Source organism: Sphingomonas chlorellae (genome assembly GCF_056485145.1).
Genome location: NZ_JBQXXM010000005.1, coordinates 149,470 through 167,386, shown reverse-complemented (window position 1 = coordinate 167,386; position 17,917 = coordinate 149,470). Strand labels below are relative to the sequence as shown.

17 protein-coding genes and 1 tRNA gene are annotated in these 17,917 nt (G+C 69.7%); 12 read left to right on the top strand and 6 right to left on the bottom strand.

The genetic code is table 11. The features are described from left to right. Window positions 1–209: 209 nt before the first annotated feature. The 5 genes from ACT3CF_RS14210 (at window position 210) to ACT3CF_RS14190 (ending at window position 5,756) form a co-directional block, all read left to right on the top strand. Window positions 210–285: transfer RNA gene (locus ACT3CF_RS14210), tRNA-Ala, on the top strand. 186 nt (window positions 286–471) lie between these two features. After that, complete coding sequence (locus tag ACT3CF_RS14205) at window positions 472–1,836, top strand: MBL fold metallo-hydrolase RNA specificity domain-containing protein (protein WP_478423818.1); 1,365 nt, start codon at window positions 472–474, stop codon at window positions 1,834–1,836. Next, entirely contained in the window at window positions 1,833–3,386 is a 1,554-nt protein-coding gene (locus tag ACT3CF_RS14200) for a thymidine phosphorylase family protein (protein ID WP_478423816.1), read from the top strand. Before ACT3CF_RS14205 ends, ACT3CF_RS14200 begins: the two co-directional genes overlap by 4 nt. After that, a complete protein-coding gene (locus ACT3CF_RS14195) occupies window positions 3,383–4,297 on the top strand; it encodes a ribose-phosphate diphosphokinase (protein ID WP_478423814.1) in 915 nt (304 codons plus the stop codon). The genes ACT3CF_RS14200 and ACT3CF_RS14195 overlap by 4 nt, the downstream gene beginning before the upstream one ends. Window positions 4,298–4,400: 103 nt before the next feature. Next, window positions 4,401–5,756 carry a dicarboxylate/amino acid:cation symporter gene (locus tag ACT3CF_RS14190; RefSeq protein WP_478423812.1) on the top strand — a complete coding sequence of 452 codons (1,356 nt, stop codon included), beginning with the start codon at window positions 4,401–4,403 and terminating at the stop codon, window positions 5,754–5,756. 24 nt (window positions 5,757–5,780) lie between these two features. On the opposite strand, the gene ACT3CF_RS14185 is transcribed toward ACT3CF_RS14190, so the two are convergent. Continuing rightward, complete coding sequence (locus ACT3CF_RS14185) at window positions 5,781–6,932, bottom strand: aminotransferase class I/II-fold pyridoxal phosphate-dependent enzyme (RefSeq protein ID WP_478423810.1); 1,152 nt, start codon at window positions 6,930–6,932, stop codon at window positions 5,781–5,783. A gap of 182 nt (window positions 6,933–7,114) precedes the next feature. Here ACT3CF_RS14185 and ACT3CF_RS14180 point away from each other — a divergent pair, with 182 nt between their 5' ends. Next, the gene (locus ACT3CF_RS14180) at window positions 7,115–7,426 is read left to right on the top strand and encodes an ArsR/SmtB family transcription factor (RefSeq protein WP_478423808.1); all 312 of its coding nucleotides are present in this window, start codon (window positions 7,115–7,117) and stop codon (window positions 7,424–7,426) included. A gap of 49 nt (window positions 7,427–7,475) precedes the next feature. Here ACT3CF_RS14180 and ACT3CF_RS14175 read toward each other — a convergent pair whose 3' ends face one another. Then, window positions 7,476–8,063, bottom strand: coding sequence for a response regulator transcription factor (locus ACT3CF_RS14175; RefSeq protein ID WP_478423806.1), 588 nt, complete (start codon window positions 8,061–8,063; stop codon window positions 7,476–7,478). A 152-nt stretch (window positions 8,064–8,215) separates the two neighbouring features. Here ACT3CF_RS14175 and folE point away from each other — a divergent pair, with 152 nt between their 5' ends. Then, complete coding sequence (gene folE, locus ACT3CF_RS14170) at window positions 8,216–8,827, top strand: GTP cyclohydrolase I FolE (RefSeq protein ID WP_478423804.1); 612 nt, start codon at window positions 8,216–8,218, stop codon at window positions 8,825–8,827. Between the two features lie 22 nt (window positions 8,828–8,849). Further along, window positions 8,850–9,839, top strand: a complete 990-nt coding sequence (locus ACT3CF_RS14165; protein ID WP_478423802.1) for an NAD(P)/FAD-dependent oxidoreductase — start codon at window positions 8,850–8,852, stop codon at window positions 9,837–9,839. Here ACT3CF_RS14165 and ACT3CF_RS14160 read toward each other — a convergent pair. Beyond that, window positions 9,795–10,229 carry a DUF3429 domain-containing protein gene (locus ACT3CF_RS14160; RefSeq protein WP_478423800.1) on the bottom strand — a complete coding sequence of 145 codons (435 nt, stop codon included), beginning with the start codon at window positions 10,227–10,229 and terminating at the stop codon, window positions 9,795–9,797. The genes ACT3CF_RS14165 and ACT3CF_RS14160 overlap by 45 nt on opposite strands. Before the next feature lie 137 nt (window positions 10,230–10,366). Between ACT3CF_RS14160 and ACT3CF_RS14155 the strand changes: the two genes are divergently transcribed. Further along, a complete protein-coding gene (locus tag ACT3CF_RS14155) occupies window positions 10,367–11,905 on the top strand; it encodes a cryptochrome/photolyase family protein (protein WP_478423798.1) in 1,539 nt (512 codons plus the stop codon). On the opposite strand, the gene ACT3CF_RS14150 is transcribed toward ACT3CF_RS14155, so the two are convergent. Together ACT3CF_RS14150 and ACT3CF_RS14145 are read right to left on the bottom strand one after the other, a co-directional pair. Continuing rightward, the gene (locus tag ACT3CF_RS14150; protein WP_478423796.1) at window positions 11,862–12,008 is read right to left on the bottom strand and encodes a DUF2256 domain-containing protein; all 147 of its coding nucleotides are present in this window, start codon (window positions 12,006–12,008) and stop codon (window positions 11,862–11,864) included. The two genes, ACT3CF_RS14155 and ACT3CF_RS14150, sit on opposite strands and share 44 nt — an antisense overlap. A 72-nt stretch (window positions 12,009–12,080) precedes the next feature. After that, window positions 12,081–14,018, bottom strand: coding sequence for a potassium transporter Kup (locus ACT3CF_RS14145; RefSeq protein WP_478423794.1), 1,938 nt, complete (start codon window positions 14,016–14,018; stop codon window positions 12,081–12,083). Window positions 14,019–14,335: 317 nt separating this feature from the next. On the opposite strand from ACT3CF_RS14145, the gene ACT3CF_RS14140 reads away from it, so the two are divergent. From ACT3CF_RS14140 to ACT3CF_RS14130, 3 genes are read left to right on the top strand one after another with little or no spacing between them, the layout of a single operon-like run. After that, window positions 14,336–15,058 (top strand): response regulator, encoded by a 723-nt coding sequence (locus tag ACT3CF_RS14140; protein WP_478423792.1) that lies wholly within the window; start codon window positions 14,336–14,338, stop codon window positions 15,056–15,058. Beyond that, a complete protein-coding gene (locus tag ACT3CF_RS14135; protein WP_478423790.1) occupies window positions 15,055–16,425 on the top strand; it encodes a sensor histidine kinase in 1,371 nt (456 codons plus the stop codon). The genes ACT3CF_RS14140 and ACT3CF_RS14135 overlap by 4 nt, the downstream gene beginning before the upstream one ends. A gap of 23 nt (window positions 16,426–16,448) precedes the next feature. Further along, window positions 16,449–17,246: an NUDIX hydrolase gene (locus ACT3CF_RS14130; RefSeq protein ID WP_478423788.1), complete on the top strand. Its 798-nt coding sequence runs from the start codon at window positions 16,449–16,451 to the stop codon at window positions 17,244–17,246. Between the two features lie 62 nt (window positions 17,247–17,308). Here ACT3CF_RS14130 and ACT3CF_RS14125 read toward each other — a convergent pair whose 3' ends face one another. Next, a complete protein-coding gene (locus tag ACT3CF_RS14125) occupies window positions 17,309–17,860 on the bottom strand; it encodes a hypothetical protein (RefSeq protein ID WP_478423787.1) in 552 nt (183 codons plus the stop codon). Window positions 17,861–17,917: the final 57 nt, after the last annotated feature.

Here is a 17,917-nt window from a genome sequence, read left to right as displayed (position 1 = left end):
AGCGGAAGCGCATTTCGTTCCGGATTTCGGCGCAGGGGCGCACTGTTCGTCGTGCCGGGCGGGGGCGCCCGCCGCAATCGGAGGTGTCGCGCGACGCAAGGCAATGGAGCATCGCGCAAAAAGCGTCGAGAAAAGTGCATCAACCCTGTTGCATCGCCCGAAAGACGCCGCTAAGGGGTGCGCCTCCCGGCGATGCCGGGTCCGGCGGCGGGGCTGTAGCTCAGATGGGAGAGCGCTGCAATCGCACTGCAGAGGTCAGGGGTTCGATTCCCCTCAGCTCCACCAGCCGCCCACTTCTTTTCCAAAAAAATCAATGGCATGACAGCACCTTGGGCAGCCCGGGTGCTTTGCCCGCCCACGCCGCGCGCACGGTTCGTGCGGTGCGTGTTCAGGAACTCCACGTAGAGCGTCGGCACCCCGCCTCGCGCTAGCCCCGCATCGTCAAGAGTCACGATCGGGAAGAGGAAGCGCATGGGCGTCTCGCTGCAGTTTCTGGGGGGCACCGGCACGGTGACCGGGTCCAAATATCTGATCGAGACCGATCGCAGCCGCATCATGATCGATTGCGGGCTTTTCCAGGGGTTCAAACAGCTTCGCGAGCGCAACTGGGCGCCGTTGCCCGTCGCGCCTTCGTCGATCGACGCGGTGCTGATCACGCACGCGCACCTCGACCATTCGGGCTATCTGCCGGCGCTGGTGCGTGACGGGTATCGCGGGCCGATCCACAGCACGCACGCGACCAAGCGGCTGTGCGAACTGCTGCTGCCCGACAGCGGACACCTGATGGAAGCCGATGCGCGTTTTGCCAACGAGCGCGCCTTTACGCGGCACAACCCGGCGCTGCCGCTGTATACCCAGCGCGATGCCGAGGCGGCGCTGCGCCCGTTCCGCACGCACGATTTCGACAAGCCCGTCGACGTGACCGAGGATTGCCGCGCGATCTTCCGCCCCGCGGGGCATATTCTGGGCGCGGCCAACATCGAATTGCAGTGCGAGGGGCTGCGCATCGTCTTTTCGGGCGATGTCGGCCGGTATGACTCGGCGACGATGGTGCCGCCGACGCCGGTGCACCATGCCGATTACGTCGTCGTCGAATCGACCTATGGCAACCGGCTGCACGACCATGGCTCGGTCGAGGCGGTGCTGGAGGACATTATCGGCCGCACGGTGCAGCGCGGCGGCACGGTGGTGATCCCGGCCTTTGCCGTGGGGCGAGCCCAGTCGCTGATCTATCATCTGAGCGTGCTGCGCCGGCAGGGCAAGCTGGTCGACGTGCCCGTCTATCTCGACAGCCCGATGGCGGTGAATGCGAGCGAGATCTTCTGCCAGTTCGCGGGCGAGCACCGGCTGAGCGCGGCGCAGTGCCAGGAAGCGTTCGGCATGGTGCATTACACGCGCGAGACCGAGGATTCGAAGGCGCTGGACGAAGACCCGACGCCCAAGGTCATCATTTCGGCGAGCGGCATGGCGACCGGCGGGCGCGTCCTGTATCACCTGCGCCACTATGCGCCGATGCGCCGCAACACGATCCTGCTGGCGGGATTCCAGGCCGGCGGCACGCGCGGCGCGTCGCTGAAGGCCGGGGCGCAGGAACTGAAGATCCACGGCGATTACGTGCCCGTGCGCGCCGAGGTGGCGAGCCTGGACATGGTGTCGGCGCATGCCGATCGCGACGAGCTGCTGCGCTGGCTGGGCGGGTTCGAGGCGGCACCGCGCATGACCTTTGTCACGCATGGCGAGGCCGAGGCTTCCGACAGCTTCCGTCGCACCATCACCGAGACGCTCGGCTGGGCCGCGCGCGTGCCCGAACAGGGCGAGAAGGTCGTGCTGGCGTGAGCGCGACGGCCGAGACGACGGCCGCCCCCGACGCGATCGCCGCCGCGGCGCGGGCGCCGCTGTGCCTGCGTCGGCTGGGGCTGGAGACGCAGAGCGAGCCGGTGGTGCTGATGCGCGCCGACTGCCCGGTGGGCCGTGCCGAGGGCGTCGCCGCACGCAGCCAGGTCGAGCTGGAGGCGGGCGGGCGCAGCGTGATCGCGACGCTGTACCTCGTCACCGACGGGATGCTGGCGCCGGGCGAGGTGGGCCTTTCCGAAGTCGCGTGGCGGCGGCTGGGAGCAGCCGAGGGCAGCCCGGTGCAGGTGCGCCACGCCCGCCCGATCGAATCGATGAGCGCGGTGCGCGCCAAGGTCTATGGCCATCGGCTCGACGATGCGCGGCTGAAGGCGATCGTCGCCGACGTCGTCGCCGAACGCTATTCGGACGTGCAGCTCGCGGCGTTCATCACCGCCTTTTCGGCGCAGCCGACGCAGCTTGCCGAGACGATCGCGCTGACGCGCGCGATGCTGGAGGCGGGCGATCGGCTGTCGTGGCCGGCGCCGCTGGTCGCGGACAAGCATTGCGTGGGCGGACTGCCCGGCAACCGGACGACGCCGCTGGTCGTCGCGATCGCGGCGGCGGCGGGGCTGACGATCCCCAAGACCTCGTCGCGCGCGATCACCAGTCCGGCGGGCACCGCCGACACGATGGAGACGATGGCGCCGGTCGACCTCGACCTGCCGACGATGCGTCGCGTCGTCGAGCGCGAGGGCGGGTGCATCGCGTGGGGCGGCAGCGTGCGGCTGAGCCCCGCCGACGACATCTTCATCCGCGTCGAGCGGGTGCTCGACCTCGACAGCGAGGCGCAGCTGGTCGCGTCGGTGTTGTCGAAGAAGCTTGCCGCAGGATCGACGCACGTGCTGCTCGACCTGCCGATCGGCCCCACGGCCAAGGTGCGGACCGAGGACGATGCCCATCGACTGGCAGCCGTGCTGCGTGCCGTCGCGGGCGCATTCGGCCAGACGGTGCGCCCGGTGCTGACCGACGGCACGCAGCCGGTGGGCGTGGGGATCGGCCCCGCGCTGGAGGCGCGCGACGTGCTGGCGGTGCTGCGCGGCGCGCCCTGGGCGCCCGCCGACCTGCGCGCGCGGGCGCTGCTGCTCGCGGGCGAGCTGATCGAACTGGGCGGCGCGGCGCCGGCAGGGGCGGGGCACGGACTGGCGACGGCGATCCTCGACGACGGGCGGGCGCTGGCCAAGTTCATGGCGATCTGTGAGGCGCAGGGCGGCTTTCGCGAGCCGGGAAGCGCGCCGCTGCGCCATGTCATCGCCGCGCCGCACGCCGGCGTGGTCCGCGCGATCGACAACCGGCTGCTCGCGCGGGTCGCCAAGCTCGCCGGGGCGCCGCAGGCGGCGACCGCTGGGCTGGAACTGCACGTCAAGCTGGGCGAGACGGTGATGGCGGGGCAGCCGGTGATGACGCTGCACGCCGAGAGCCGCGGCGAGCTCGACTATGCGCTGGCCTTTGCCGAGGCCAATCACGGCGCGGTGGTGCGGGTGCGTTCGCGATGACCGCGCCGCTGATGTTCACGATCGACGCGGCGCCGTCGCTCGCCGATGCGCTGGCGGCGCAGGCCGGGCTGGCGGTGGGAGCGATCACCGTCCGTCGCTTTCCCGACGCCGAAAGCTATGTCCGGTTCGACACGCCGGTGGCGGGGCGCGACGTGCTGCTGCTGTGCACGCTCGATCGCGCCGACGAGAAGACGCTGGCGCTGATCTTTGCCGCCGATGCGGCGCGGGGGCAGGGCGCGCGGAGCGTCGGGCTGGTCGCGCCCTATCTGGGCTATATGCGGCAGGACAAGGCGTTCCAGCCGGGCGAGGCGGTGACGTCGGTGAGCTATGGCGCGATGCTGTCGCGCGCGGTCGACTGGCTGGTGACGGTCGATCCGCATCTGCATCGCCACCCGACGCTCGACGTCGTCTATGCGATTCCCGCCTTTGCGCTGACCGCCGCGACGGCGGTGGCCGAATGGCTGAAGGCCGAGGTGGTGCGGCCGGTGCTGATCGGTCCCGACGAGGAGAGCGCGCAATGGGTCGAGCGGATCGCGGCGCTGGCGGGCGCGCGCGCGACAGTGCTGCGCAAGACGCGCCGCGGCGACTATGACGTCGCGATTGCGGGTGCGGTGCCCGAGATCGGCGCGGACGAAACGCCGGTGATCGTCGACGACATCGCATCGAGCGCGCGAACGATGATCGAGGCGGTCGAGCGGCTGCGCGCCGCGACCGGGCGTTCGCCGGTGTGCATCGCGGTGCATCCGGTGTTCGCGGGCGATGCCCATGCCGCACTGTGCGCTGCGGGGCCGCTGCGCGTCGTGTCGACCGACAGTATCGCACACCCGACCAATGGGATCGGCCTTGCTCCGCTGATCGCCCCGGCGATCGGTCCTGCAATCGCGGCGGGACTGGCGGCGAAGCGGGGCTAGCCGCTGCAAAGCCGGACGCGGGGACGGCCAAGCAAAACTTTGTTCACCTAGCGATGCGGTGGAATATCCTTGGCCCGGTCATCCCGCCGCCCAGGAGAATGCCATGGCCGCCCCCCAGACCCGTCCGCGCGCGCGCCGCGCCCCCAGCTTTGCCGCGCAGGTGGCGATCGGCATGGCGGCGGGGCTGGCGCTGGGGCTGGCGGCGCGGGCGCTGGGCGATGCGCCGGCCGCCGCGGCACTGGGCGAGACGCTGAAGACGCTCGGCCAGATCTTTGTCCAACTGCTCAAGGCGCTGGTGCCGCCGCTGGTATTTACCGCGATCGTCGCGTCGATCGCGGCGCTGCGCGATCTCGACAATGCGGCGCGGCTGGTGGCGCAGACGCTGTTGTGGTTCGCGATCACCGCGCTGATCGCGGTGCTGATCGGCATCGTGCTGGGGGTGACGATCCAGCCCGGGCTGCACGCCGGCGTAGACCTTGCCGCGGCGAAGGCGCCCGGGACGAGCGCGTCGTGGCTCGATTTCCTGAAGGGGCTGGTGCCGGTCAACTTCCTGGGCCTCGGCGCGGCGACGACGATCGGCGGCGACGGCCATGCGACGACGGCGCTGTCGTTCAACGTGCTCCAGATCCTGGTCGCCGCGATCGCGGTGGGCGCGGCGGCGGTGCGGGTCGGCAAGGCGGGCGAGGGTTTCCTGTCGTTCAACGCGTCGGCGCTGGCGGTATTCCGGCAATTGCTGCGCTGGGTGATCGCGCTGACGCCGATCGGGACCGCGGCGCTGATCGGTGACGCAGTGCTGCGCTATGGCTGGGAGGCGCTGGCGGCGCTCGGCAGCTATGCGGGCGCGATCTATCTGGGGCTGGGGCTGGTGCTGCTGGTCGTCTATCCGGCGCTGCTTGCGGCCAACGGGCTCAACCCGCTGCGCTTCTTTGCCGCGGCGTGGCCGGCGATCCAGCTTGGCTTCGTGTCGCGCTCGTCGGTCGGGACGCTGCCGGTGACCGAGGCGGTGACCGAGACCCGGCTGGGCGTGCCGCGCGCCTATGCCGCCTTTGCGGTGCCGCTGGGCGCGACGACGAAGATGGACGGGTGCGCGGCGATCTATCCGGCGATTTCCGCGATCTTCGTCGCCCAGTTCTTCGGCGTGCCGCTGCACCTGGGTGATTATGCGCTGATCGTGTTCGTTTCGGTGATCGGGTCGGCGGCGACGGCGGGGCTGACCGGCGCGACGGTGATGCTGACGCTGACGCTTTCGACGCTCAAGCTGCCGCTCGAAGGCGTGGGGCTGTTGCTGGCGATCGACCCCATCCTCGACATGGGGCGCACCGCGGTGAACGTCGCGGGTCAGATGCTGGTGCCCACGATCGTCGCGCGCCGCGCCGGGCTGCTTGCCCCCGACGCGGGCATCCTGGGCGGCAGGGCGCAGGGCGATGCCGAGACCGCACCCACGGCGCTCGCCGCCTGATCGCCCCGCCCGGGCCGGGCGCGATCAGCGGGCGGCAGCCGCCTCGCGCGCGCGGTCGGCGAACCAGGGGATCATCCGCGCAATCGAATCCTCGACCTGCGCGGTCGAGACCGCGAAGCTGAACCGCATGAAGCGGTGGCCGTGGACGGGATCGAAGTCGATGCCCGGGGCGGTGGCGACGCCGGTATCGCGGAGCAGCCGTTCGCAGAAGGCGAGGCTGTCATCGGTCAGATGGCCGATATCGGCATAGACGTAGAAGGCGCCGTCGGGCGGCGCGATCCGCGCGAGCCCCAGCCGCGGCAGCGCGTCGAGCAGGCGTTCGCGGTTGCGCGCATAGGTCGCGACATGCGCCTCGAGCTCGTCGCGGCAGTCGAACGCCGCCAAGCCGGCGTGCTGGCTGAGCACCGGTGGGGTGAGGAACAGGTTGCCCATGCGGGCGCGCGCGGGCGCGACCAGCGCAGGCGGCGCGACGAGCCAGCCAAGCCGCCAGCCCGCCATGCTGAAATATTTGGAAAAGCTGTTCACCACCAGCGCGTCGGCAGTCCATTCGAGCACCGAGCGCGTCGGGCCTGCGAAGCTGATGCCGTGATAGATCTCATCCGAGACGAGACGAATGCCGCGTTCGGCGCACAGCGCGATGATCGCCGCCATTTCGGCATCGGCGAGGATCGTGCCGGTGGGGTTGGCCGGGCTGGCGAGGATCAGCCCGTCGGGCGCGGGATCGAGCGCGGCGACGGCTTCGGCGCTGAGCTGGAACCGCGTATCGGCGCCGCATTCGATTTCGACCGGGACCATGTGGAGCGCGCGCAGCGTGTTGCGATAGGCGACATAGCCGGGCCGCGCGAGCGCGACGCGCGCGCCCGGCGCAAAGGCGGTGGCAAGCGCCAGCACGAGCGCGGGCGACGCGCCGCAGGTGAGCAGCACCTGTTCGGGATCGACCGCGGCACCGTGCCGATCCGCATAATGGCGCGCAATCCGCCGGCGCAGCGCGGGACTTTCCCAATAGCCCATCGGATCGCGGTCGAGCACCTGATGCGCAACGGCAATCGCGCGCGCGGGCGCGCCGGTGGAGGGCTGGCCGAACTCCATGTGCAGGATCGAGCGGCCTTCGGATTCGAGCTGATGCGCGAGGCGGCTGATGGCAATGGCGTGAAAGGGTTCGATCGCGGCGGTCATGCCGCCCGCTTTACGCCCCCGGTGCGCCGACGCAACGGCGCGATTCCGCCCCTGCGGCCCCGAAACGGCCGGGGGGCAGCGACCCTGCCGTGTTTGCGCCAGGTGCGCAATATCGTTGCGTCACCGTATTGATCCTTGTGAACCATGGGCTTAGCCTTGCCCCCGAAAGGCGGAGAGCTGCGATGACGACCGAATTGCTGGGCGCGATCGACCGGGCATCGGTGCTGCTCAAGGCGCTTTCGGGTCGCAGCCGCCTGATGATCCTGTGCCACCTGCAGGACGGCGAGAAGCAGGTCGCCGAACTCGTCCGGCTGACGGGCGCGCGCGACACGGTGGTCTCGCAGCAACTGGCGCTGCTGCGCCGCGAGCATGTGGTGCGCGCGCGGCGGCAGGGGCAGCGGATCTTCTATTCGCTGGCCAGCGAGGACGCGGCGCGGCTGCTAAAGACGGTGCATGCGCTGTTCTGTCGCGAGGCGCGGCCGCGGCACCCCTGAAACCGGGCCCGAAACCCGGACCTGAAACCCGGGGCGCCCGGCGGACCGGTCAGTAGCCGGCCTCGATCGCCAGGCGGATCGCGTCGGCGCTTGCCTTGACCCCCAGCGCCTTGAACAGCGCGGCGCGGTGCATCTTGACGGTGCGTTCGGTCAGGCCGAGCTCATAGGCGATCTGCTTGTTGAGCTTGCCCGCGGCCATGTGGACGAGCACCTCGCGCTGGCGCGGCGAGAGCGCGTCGATCTTTGCCTGCGCCTCGCCGCGGCGCGTCGCCGCCCCGAGCCCGGGATCGTCGATCTCCATCTGCGAGCCGAGGAAATATTCAAGCTCGCCCTCCGCATCGAAGATCGGCGCGACGAGGACGGCGTTGCGGAAGGGCGTGCCGTCCTTCTTGTAGTTGAGGATTTCGACCAGCACGGGGCGCTTGGTGTGGACGCCGTCGCGGATCGTCGCGCTGAGTTGGGGTTCGGTCTCCGGCCCCTGGAGGAAGCGGCAATTGCGCCCCAGAATCTCGTCGCGCGCATAGCCGGTGAGCTGAATGAACGCATCGTTGCAGTCGATGATCGGATTATCGGGCAGCCGCGGATTGCTGATGACAGCCGCAATCGGGCTGGCGGCGATCATGTCGGACAACGACATTCCTGAATTCCCTCGCTTCCTCGTCCGCCAAAGCGGACGTTCCCCTTAAGCCATGTTGCCGGAAACCGCCCGGCAGCGCATCGGAGATACGGGCCCGAACATGGGACGGATGCAGCCATTCGTCCAGCGGGCGCAGAGCGGGAAGGCGTTTCATGTATTTCGATCCCCAGGAAGCCGGCGCGCATGGCGGCGGTGCGAAGCCGGATGTGCCGCGCGAAGTCGAGGAAGCGGTGCGCACGCTGCTGCGCTGGGCCGGCGAGGATCCGGCGCGCGAGGGGCTGATCGACACGCCCAAGCGCGTGGCGCGCGCCTGGCTGGAATATTGCCAGGGCTATCACGAGGATCCCGGCGCGCATCTGGCGCGCACCTTCGAGGAAGTCGGCGGCTATGACGACGTCGTGCTGCTGAAGAAGATCCCGTTCCAGTCGCATTGCGAGCATCACATGGCGCCGATCACCGGCACCGCGTCGATCGCCTATCTGCCGCGCGACCGGGTGGTGGGCATTTCGAAGCTGGCGCGCGTGCTCCACGGCTATGCGCGGCGGCTGCAGGTGCAGGAGCGGCTGACCGCACAGGTCGCCGACTGCATCTGGCAGCACCTCCAGCCGCGCGGCGTTGCGGTGGTGATCGACGCCGAACATGGCTGCATGAGCGGCCGGGGCGTGCGGACGCACGGCGTCGGCACCGTCACCAGCCGGATGCTCGGCTGTTTCCGGGACGATGCGCGCAGCCGCCGCGAAGTGCTGTCGCTGATGGGTTATTGACCGCAGGCGAGAGGGTCGGCGCGTGGATTTCGCGATCATCGGGGCGGGTATCGCCGGGCTGAGCTGTGCCGACGGGCTGGTCGCTGCGGGGCATGGCGTGACGCTGTTCGACAAGGGGCGGGGCCCCGGCGGGCGGATGTCGACGCGCCGGGTCGACCTGGCCGACGGACCGACCAGCTTCGACCATGGCGCGCAGTATTTCACGGTGCGCGATCCCGGTTTCGCGGCAGCGGTCGCCCGCTGGCAGGCCGAGGGGCATGTCGCGCGCTGGCCCGCGCTGGGCGCGGATGCCTGGGTGGGGACGCCCGGCATGAACGCGCCGATCCGGGCGATGGCCGCGAGGCACCGCGTCGAATGGCGATGCCGCGTCACGGGGATCGCGCGGACGGCGACCGGATGGTCGGTGGCGCACGAAGGCGGTGCCGCCGGCGGTTTCGACGCGGTGATCGTCGCCGTGCCGTGCGATCAGGCGGCACCGCTCCTGTCGCTGCATCATTTCGATTTCGCGCGGCGGGCGATGGCGGCGCGATCGCAGCCGTGCTGGGCCGCGATGCTGCGCTTCCCCGCGCCAATTGCGGGCGTGCCCGATGTGGTGCGCGAATCGGGCCCGATCGTGTGGGCGTGCCGAGACAGTGCGAAGCCCGGGCATGGCGGCGGCGATGCGGGGCATGAGAACTGGGTCGTCCATGCCCGCGCCGACTGGTCGGCCCGGCACCTGGAGGCCGAGGCGGACTGGGTCGCGCGCGCGCTGGCGCAGGCGCTCGGCGAGGCGCTGGGTCAGGCGCTGCCGGCACCCGAACTGGCGATCGGCCACCGCTGGCGCTTTGCCATGGCGCAGGGGAGCGGCGACCACGCGCTGTGGGACGCGACGATGCTGCTGGGGGCGTGCGGCGACTGGCTGATCGGCCCGCGCGTCGAGCTGGCCTGGTGCTCGGGCCGCGATCTGGCGCGGCGCGTCACCGGGCTTTCAGGCGAGACCCAGTACCGCCGTCGTCACGCCCAGGCCGGCTGACAGCGCGAAGCGCAGCACCAGCCATTCGGCGGGCAGGCCGAGGCGCCGCGCGACCACGCGATCGACGAGCGGCGAGGCGAACAGGCACAGCGCGAGCACGAACAGCGATCCGCGCGGCACGCCCTGACCCCACAACCACGGCACGAAGGTGGCGAAGGCGATCAGCGACGGCAGCACGGCGACGTAGAAAAGCCAGCGCGGCGCATCGGGGCGGACCAGCGCAATTCCCCACCACAGCCCGCCCAGAAAGCTGAAGATCAGCGCGGCATAGCCATAGCCCGCCGCCACCGCGATCCAGTGATCGTCGAGGCCGCCGCCCAGCGCGATCGCCAACGCGGCAAGCTGGGGAATGAGCCCGGCGAGGCCGAGACCGACCGCACGGCGCGGCAACGAAAACGCTTGTCCCTGCATGCTGCCCGATTGGGGAGGGGGACGTGAATCCGCAAGCTGCACCAACGGCCATCGGGGCGGGGCGGTGCCGCTGCGATAGGGCATCGGGCTTCCCCGAGGCGATGGCGAAAGACGCGATGAACGGCCCCCTGATCCTGGTGCTGGGCGACCAGCTGAGTCCGCAGTTGTCGAGCCTGCGCGGCATCGATCCGCGCGCGGCGGTCGTGCTGATGGCGGAAGTGGCCGAGGAGGCCGGCTATGTCCGCCACCACAAGAAGAAGATCGCGTTCGTGTTTGCGGCGATGCGCCATTTTGCGGATGAGCTGCGCGCCGGAGGCTGGACGGTCGACTATGTCACGCTGGACGATCCGGCCAACAGCGGATCGCTGATCGGCGAGGTGGCACGCGCGCAGGCGCGGCACGGCACGCGCCCTGTGCGGCTCACCGAGCCCGGCGAATGGCGGCTCGACGCGGCGTTGCGCGCGATCCCCGGCGTCGAGGTGCTGCCCGACGACCGTTTCATCGCCAGCCGCGCGGCATTCGCCGGATGGGCCGCAGGGCGCAAGTCGCTGCGGATGGAGTATTTCTATCGCGAGATGCGCCGCTACACGGGGCTGCTGATGGACGGCGGCGAGCCGGCGGGCGGCAAGTGGAACCTGGACGCCGACAACCGCAAGCCGTTGCCGCCCGCGCTCGCCGTGCCGCAGCCCCGTCGCGAGGCGCCCGATGCGGTGACGCAAGATGTGCTGGCGCTCGTCGCGGTGCGATTCGACAATCATTTCGGCGATCTCGAACCGTTCTGGTTCGCGACGACGCGCAAGGGCGCCGAGGCCGCCTTCGACCATTTCGTCACGCACGCGCTGCCGCATTTCGGCGATTACCAGGACGCGATGCGCGCGGGCGCACCGACGTTGTTCCACAGCGTCGTGGCGCTGTACCTCAATTGCGGGCTGCTCGACGCGCGCGCGCTGTGCCGGCGGGTCGAGGCCGAATACCGGGCCGGCCGGGTTCCGCTGAACGCTGCCGAGGGGTTCATCCGCCAGATCATCGGGTGGCGCGAATATGTGCGCGGCATCTACTGGCTGAAGATGCCGGGCTATGACCGCGAGAATGCGCTGGCGGCGCAGCGGCCGCTCCCCGATTTCTACTGGACCGGCGAAACGGGAATGGCGTGCGTGCGCGATTGCGTCGATCAGACGCGGCGCGAAGCCTATGCCCACCATATCCAGCGGCTGATGGTCACGGGCAATTTCGCGCTGCTCGCGGGGATCGACCCGCACGCGCTCCATCAATGGTATCTGGCGGTCTATGCCGACGCCTATGAGTGGGTGGAGCTGCCCAATACGGTCGGGATGAGCCAGTTCGCCGATGGCGGGCTGCTCGCGTCGAAGCCCTATGCCGCCAGCGGCGCCTATATCGACCGCATGTCCGATTATTGCGGGGCGTGCCGGTACGACGTGAAGCGCAAGGCGGGGGCGCAGGCGTGCCCGTTCAACTATCTCTACTGGGATTTCATCGCGCGGCATCGCGACCGGCTGCGCGGCAACCCGCGCATGGCGCAGATCGTCAACGGCTATGACCGTTTCAGCGCGGCGCGGAAGGCCGAAATCGCGGCGGATGCCGAGGCGTTCCTCAGTTCGCTTTCCCCGCGCGGCAACGATCCGAGCAATATCTGACGGCGTCCCAGTCGCGTTCCCATTTGCGCCGCCACGTAAACGGACGGCCGCAGCGGGCGCAGGGCTTGCTCGGCAGATCGCGTTTCCTGACCATTCGCGGCATGGCCGGGCACTAGCCCGCTCCACCGGGCAGGACAGCCTGTTCGCGCGGACAGGCTGTCCCGGCGACGCCCGATCAGATTTCGAGCTGGCTGCCCAGTTCGACGACGCGGTTGGTCGGCAGCTTGAAGAACTGCATCGCGCTTTCGGCGTTGCGCACCATCCAGGCGAACAGCTTTTCGCGCCAGATCGCCATTCCCGGCCGCTGCGACGCGATCAGCGTCTGGCGGGCGAGGAAATAGCTGGTCTCCATCGGCTTGAACGGCGTTCCCGCGCTGGTGATGGCGGCGAGCGCGGCTGGGACGTTGACGTCGTCCATGAAGCCGTAGCGCAGCACGATGCGATAGAAGCCGTCGCCCAGCGCCTTGACGTCGGTGCGGTTGCCCGCGCTGACATGGGGGAAGGGCTGGATCGCGACGGTGAGCACCACGACGCGCTCGTGCAGCACCTTGTTGTGCTTGAGGTTGTGGAGCAGCGCCGGGGGGATGTCGTCGACCGTCGAGGCGAGGAACACCGCCGTGCCGGGCACGCGCTGAACCGACTGGCCGGTCGAGCGCACGAACACCTCGATCGGGATCGCGCTTTCGCGCAGCCGGTCGCGCATCAGCTTGCGACCCTTTGACCAGGTGGTGAGGATCGTGAAGGCGACCGCGGCGACGAGCAGCGGGAACCAGCCGCCGTCGGGGATCTTGGTGACGTTCGACGCGAAATAGAGCCCGTCGATCACCAGGAACAGCCCGGTGACGGGGATCGCCACGAACGGCGACCAGCGCCACACGGCGAAGGCCAGCACGCCGAGCATGCACGCGGTGATGAACATCGTGCCGGTGACGGCGATGCCATAGGCCGCGGCGAGGTTGCTCGAGCTCTTGAAGCCGAGCGCGAGCAGGATGACGAGGACGAGCAGCGCCCAGTTGACCAGCGGAACATAGATCTGTCCTGCCGCCTTGGCACTGGTGTGGAGGATGCGCAGCCGCGGCAGGAAGCCGAGCTGGACCGCCTGTTGCGAGACCGAGAAGGCGCCCGAGATCACCGCCTGGCTGGCGATGATCGTCGCCATCGTCGCGAGGCCGACGAGCGGCAGCCGCGCCCAGTCGGGCGCCATCATGAAGAACGGGTTCTCGACCGCCTCAGGGCTGTGCAGCAGCAGCGCCGACTGGCCCAGATAGTTGAGCATCAGGCACGGGAAGGCGATGTAGAGCCACGACACCATGATCGCGCGGCGTCCGAAATGCCCCATATCGGCATAGAGCGCCTCGGCACCCGTCACCGCCAGCACCACCGAGCCGAGCGCGAGGAAGGCGAGGCGCGGATCGGCGAGGAAGAAGGCGATCGCGTGCCACGGGTTGAGCGCCAGCAGCACTTCGGGCGCGCGGGCGATCCCGTTGATGCCCAGCACCGCCAGCACGAGGAAATATACGAGCATCACCGGCCCGAACAGCCGCCCGACGCGCGCAGTGCCGTGCGACTGGATCGCGAACAGCCCGATGAGGATGACGATGGTGATCGGCAGCACGAGCGGCGCCAGATTGTCCTCGACCACCGTCAGCCCCTCGACTGCCGAGAGCACCGACACCGCGGGGGTGATGATCGCATCGCCATAGAAGAGCGCGGTGGCGATGATGCCGAGCGCGGCGATCAGCGGCGTCCAGCGGCTCTGCCCCAGCCGTGCGCCGATCAGCGCGAGCAGCGCCAGGCTGCCGCCTTCGCCCTTGTTGTCGGCGCGCAGGATGATGAGCACATATTTGACAGTGACGATCAGCATCATCGTCCAGAAGACGAGCGACAGCACGCCGAAGATGTGGAGCCGGTCGACCGCCAGCGGATGATGGCCGATGAAGCTTTCCTTGAGCGCATAGAGCGGCGAGGTGCCGATGTCGCCGAACACGACGCCGATCGCGCCCACGGCCAGCGCGGTGAAGCTGTCGTCGTGCGTGGCGTGCGGCGCCGCGGCCGGGGCCGCCTGCGCGGCGGGTTGAGACTGCCCTGCGGCAGCGGGTGCGAGCGTGTCCAAGAGAGTTTTCTTCCCTATGCGTCCCGGCGGGCGTGCGGGGGGGGGGCCGTGACTTCGGCCTTCGACCGCGCCCTTGGGGATGGCGGCATTATAGATGCGTCGGGGTCAATACGCAGTCATTCACAGAGTCGCGCGCGCCATACGCCGTTTCCATGGCGTCGTGAACAGGGGATATACCGAGGGGCGGTCCGCGCGTCGGCTTCTTCAGGCTTGCGCGGATGCGGAAACGAGAACGGCTGTTCACGTCCGCGGCGCTGCTGTAAGGCGCAATCGTTGCGGGGGCAAAAAATGCAGAATAACGGTTGGCAAGGACGCAGATGTTTGGAGCTCCCCAGGTAAGTCAGGACGCCGCGACATTGCTGGTCGTCGATGACGACCGCGAAATTCGTCAACTGCTCGCCAATTCGCTTGGCGCGCGCGGCTATCATGTCGAAACCGCGGCCTCGGCGGCCGAAATGGACGAAATTCTTGGGCGGATGCCCGTCGACCTCATCATCCTCGACGTGATGATGCCGGGCGAGGACGGGCTGTCGGCGTGTCGCCGGATCGCGCGTGACGGCGGGCCGGAGATTATCCTGCTGAGCGCGCTGGGTGAGGAACAGGACCGGATCCTGGGGCTTGAGGTCGGCGCCGGACATTATCTGACCAAGCCGTGCAGCCCGCGCGAGATCCTGGCGACGGTGCGCGCCGCGTTGCGCAAGCGCCATGCCGCGCCGGCGCCCACGCCCGAGGCCTATAGTTTCGACGGGTGGCGGATCGACCTGGGCTCGCACGAGCTGTTCGATCCGAACGGCGTGCTGGTCGGCCTGACCGACGGCGAATTCGCGGTGCTTCGAGTGTTCATCGAGCGGCCGCGGCGCGTGCTGTCGCGCGAGGTGCTGTTGCAGTCGGCACGCGGTCCCGATTCGGAAGCCTATGACCGCGCGATCGACGTCCAGGTGAGCCGGTTGCGTCGCAAGCTGCGCGCGAGCGGCGACGAGATCATCCGCACGGTCCGCAACGAGGGCTATCTGTTCGTCCCGCGCGTGGTTCGCCTGTGAGCCAAGCGGGCGGCGGGCGATCGCCGCTGTTCCTGCGCATCTTTCTGCTGATGCTTGCCTGTGTCGCGGCGGCGCAGGTGTTGAACCTCGTCGCTCTGATGGCGGCGCAGGCCCCCCGGGCGGAGTTCTTTACCGCGGAGCAGGTCGCGGATGCGCTCCGCGATCCGACGCCGGCCGCGCCGCGGATCGACCGCATCATCGTCGATTCGATCGAGCCGGTGCCGTGGAACCCGCGCAGCGAGCGGATGGCGATGGCGATCGCGACACTGCTCGACGTGCCGCGCGACCGCGTGCGCGTGCGGTTCGAGCCGCCGCCGTTCCAGCGCCAGCCGCGTTTCGACCGGGGACCACCGATCCCCGAGGTGCCGATCAGCAAGGATGTCGCGCGCGGCTTCGTGCTCACCGACGATTTCTGGGCGGCATGGCAGCGCCCCGACGGCCGCTGGGTACGCGTGCGGCCCACCGCCGAACTGGGGCCGTGGCGCTGGTTCGTGCTGTTCTGGCTCGCCGCGACGCTGGTGGCGGTGACGCCCTTTGCCTGGCTGCTCGCGCAGCGCGTCGCGCGGCCGTTCGGGTTGTTCGCCGCTGCCGCCGAGCGGCTGGGACGCGATCCGCGTGCGGCGCCGATGATGATCGAGGGCCCCGAGGAGATTGCCGAGGCCGCCGCCGCGTTCAACCGGATGCAGGCGCAGCTCAACCGCTATATCGACGACCGGACCACGGTGATCGGCGCGCTGGCGCACGACCTGCGGACGCCGTTGATGCGGCTGGCGCTGCGGCTGGAGGACGCGCCCGATTCGATCCGGACCGCGTGCGAGAGCGATATTCGCGACATGAACGCCATGATCGCGGCGACGATCGGCTATGTCCGCGAGGCGGGGGTGACGGCGCATCGTCGGCGGCTGGACCTGCGGTCGCTGGCGGAGACGCTGATCGACGAGATGGCCGATGCCGGGTTGCCGGTGACGCTGTTGCCGGGCGCGCCGCTGGTGATCGACGGCTATGCCGCCGGGTTGAAGACGATGCTCGCCAACCTCGTTTCCAACGCCGTCAAATATGGCGGCGGCGCCGAAGTGCTGCTGGAGACCCGCGACGGATCGGCGATCATCGAGGTGCGCGACCGCGGCCCGGGGATGTGCGACGACGATCTGGCGCACGCGTTCGACCCGTTTTTCCGCGGCGAGCGATCGCGCAACCGCGATACCGGCGGGCTGGGGCTGGGGCTGGCGAGCGTGCAGGCGATGGCGCGCGCGCACGGCGGCGAGGTCGTGCTGGCCAACCAGCCCAATGGCGGGCTGCTCGCGCGCGTGTCCTTGCCGACGGGGCGCACCGGGGAAGCGGTGGCGGCGATCGCGGCGGGGGAATGAATCGGATGGCCGGGAGAGGAACGATGCGCGACGATGGGCCGAGCGGGGGCAAGCCGGGCGCCGGTGCATCGGCGCGGGCAGGCGATTCCCCGATTCCCGCCGCGACGATCGTCGTCATGCGCGAACGCGGCGACGGGCCGCCCGAACTGTTGATGCTCGAACGCGCCGCTTCGCTGGTCTTTGCGGGCGGCGCGCTGGTGTTTCCCGGCGGCCGCGTCGACCCGGCCGACCGCGAATGGGCAGCCGAACTGCCCGGCGATCGCGACGAGAATGCTGCGCGGCTGGCAGCGGTGCGCGAGACGCTGGAGGAGGCGGGGCTCGCGATCGGGCTGGCGGCGCCCGACGAGGCGGCGGCGGCGATGCGGGCATGGCTGCTGGAGGGGCAGACACTTGCCGAGGCGGTCGCGCGCGCCGGCGCGAAGCTGACGCTCGACATGCTCGAACCCTTTGCGCGCTGGCTGCCCTATGGCCTGCCCAGCCGCGTGTTCGACACGCGCTTCTATCTGGCGCGTGCGCCCGGGACGGCGACGGCGACGCCCGACGGCGGCGAGAATGTGCGGCTGTTCTGGGCAAGCGCCTCGGCGCTGCTGGCCGAAGCCGATGCCGGGCGGGCGACGCTGATCTATCCGACGCGGCGCAATGTCGAACGGCTGGCGACCTTGCCCAGCTATGATGCGGCGGTTGCGCATGCCCGTGCGCATCCGATCGAGACGATCACCCCCTGGATCGAGCAGCGTGCGGGGGCCGAGCATCTGTGCATTCCCGAAGGGCTTGGCTATCCGGTGACGAGCGAGCCCTTCGCGGTGGCGCGCCGCGGCTGAACCGACCGCAGGCGGGGGCGGGGGACCGCCGCCGGTGGGGGGCGGCGGTTCCGGCGCGAAGGTCAGTTCGGCAGCGAGCGCGGATCGACCTTTTCCACCCATTGCGGAAAGAAGGCCGGCTGGCGGTTCGACCAGCCCGACGCGGTGGCCGCGGCCTCGCTGATCGACTGGAGCAGCCCGCGGCGCAATTCGGGATGGAGATTGGGCAGCGCGGCGGCCGCGCAGAACGACGCGGGGAGCCATGGCCGCGCCTCGGCACCGATCAGCCGCTCGTAGAGGAAGCGATAGGCCGAGAAGCTGGTCAGTCGGCCCTGCGTCAGATCGAAGGCGGAGACCGCGATCAGCGGCGCCATGAACGTCTCGACCGCTTCGAGCGACGAATCGTCGGGAAGGAGCGCGCGAACCTCGTTCAGCCGCTCATAGACGCGCGACTGGGCGCGGATGCTGGCGGCTTCGACGACGTCGCGCGACCAGCGGGCGAGCGCGTCCTCGCGTTCGAGCCCGACGTCGAGCGAGCGACGGATATAGCGCTGCGTCGCGGCGGTGAAGCCGGCGAATTCCTTCATTTCAGCCAGCGTCATCGCACCTTCGGCCGGCTTCATTCTTGACGTCATTGTCTTACTCCCACCCGCTGGAAACCGATGCCCGACCTTGCGTCGAAATGGTTAACA

What these genes read in the sequence shown, in the direction of transcription:
- ACT3CF_RS14140 (WP_478423792.1), top strand. Translation starts at nt 14,336, where the DNA reads ATGTTTGGAGCTCCCCAGGTAAGTCAGGACGCCGCGACATTGCTGGTC.
- ACT3CF_RS14150 (WP_478423796.1), bottom strand. Translation starts at nt 12,008, where the DNA reads ATGCCGCGAATGGTCAGGAAACGCGATCTGCCGAGCAAGCCCTGCGCC.
- ACT3CF_RS14130 (WP_478423788.1), top strand. Translation starts at nt 16,449, where the DNA reads ATGCGCGACGATGGGCCGAGCGGGGGCAAGCCGGGCGCCGGTGCATCG.
- ACT3CF_RS14180 (WP_478423808.1), top strand. Translation starts at nt 7,115, where the DNA reads ATGACGACCGAATTGCTGGGCGCGATCGACCGGGCATCGGTGCTGCTC.
- folE (WP_478423804.1), top strand. Translation starts at nt 8,216, where the DNA reads ATGTATTTCGATCCCCAGGAAGCCGGCGCGCATGGCGGCGGTGCGAAG.
- ACT3CF_RS14190 (WP_478423812.1), top strand. Translation starts at nt 4,401, where the DNA reads ATGGCCGCCCCCCAGACCCGTCCGCGCGCGCGCCGCGCCCCCAGCTTT.
- ACT3CF_RS14125 (WP_478423787.1), bottom strand. Translation starts at nt 17,860, where the DNA reads ATGACGTCAAGAATGAAGCCGGCCGAAGGTGCGATGACGCTGGCTGAA.
- ACT3CF_RS14195 (WP_478423814.1), top strand. Translation starts at nt 3,383, where the DNA reads ATGACCGCGCCGCTGATGTTCACGATCGACGCGGCGCCGTCGCTCGCC.
- ACT3CF_RS14205 (WP_478423818.1), top strand. Translation starts at nt 472, where the DNA reads ATGGGCGTCTCGCTGCAGTTTCTGGGGGGCACCGGCACGGTGACCGGG.
- ACT3CF_RS14155 (WP_478423798.1), top strand. Translation starts at nt 10,367, where the DNA reads ATGAACGGCCCCCTGATCCTGGTGCTGGGCGACCAGCTGAGTCCGCAG.
- ACT3CF_RS14185 (WP_478423810.1), bottom strand. Translation starts at nt 6,932, where the DNA reads ATGACCGCCGCGATCGAACCCTTTCACGCCATTGCCATCAGCCGCCTC.
- ACT3CF_RS14175 (WP_478423806.1), bottom strand. Translation starts at nt 8,063, where the DNA reads ATGTCGTTGTCCGACATGATCGCCGCCAGCCCGATTGCGGCTGTCATC.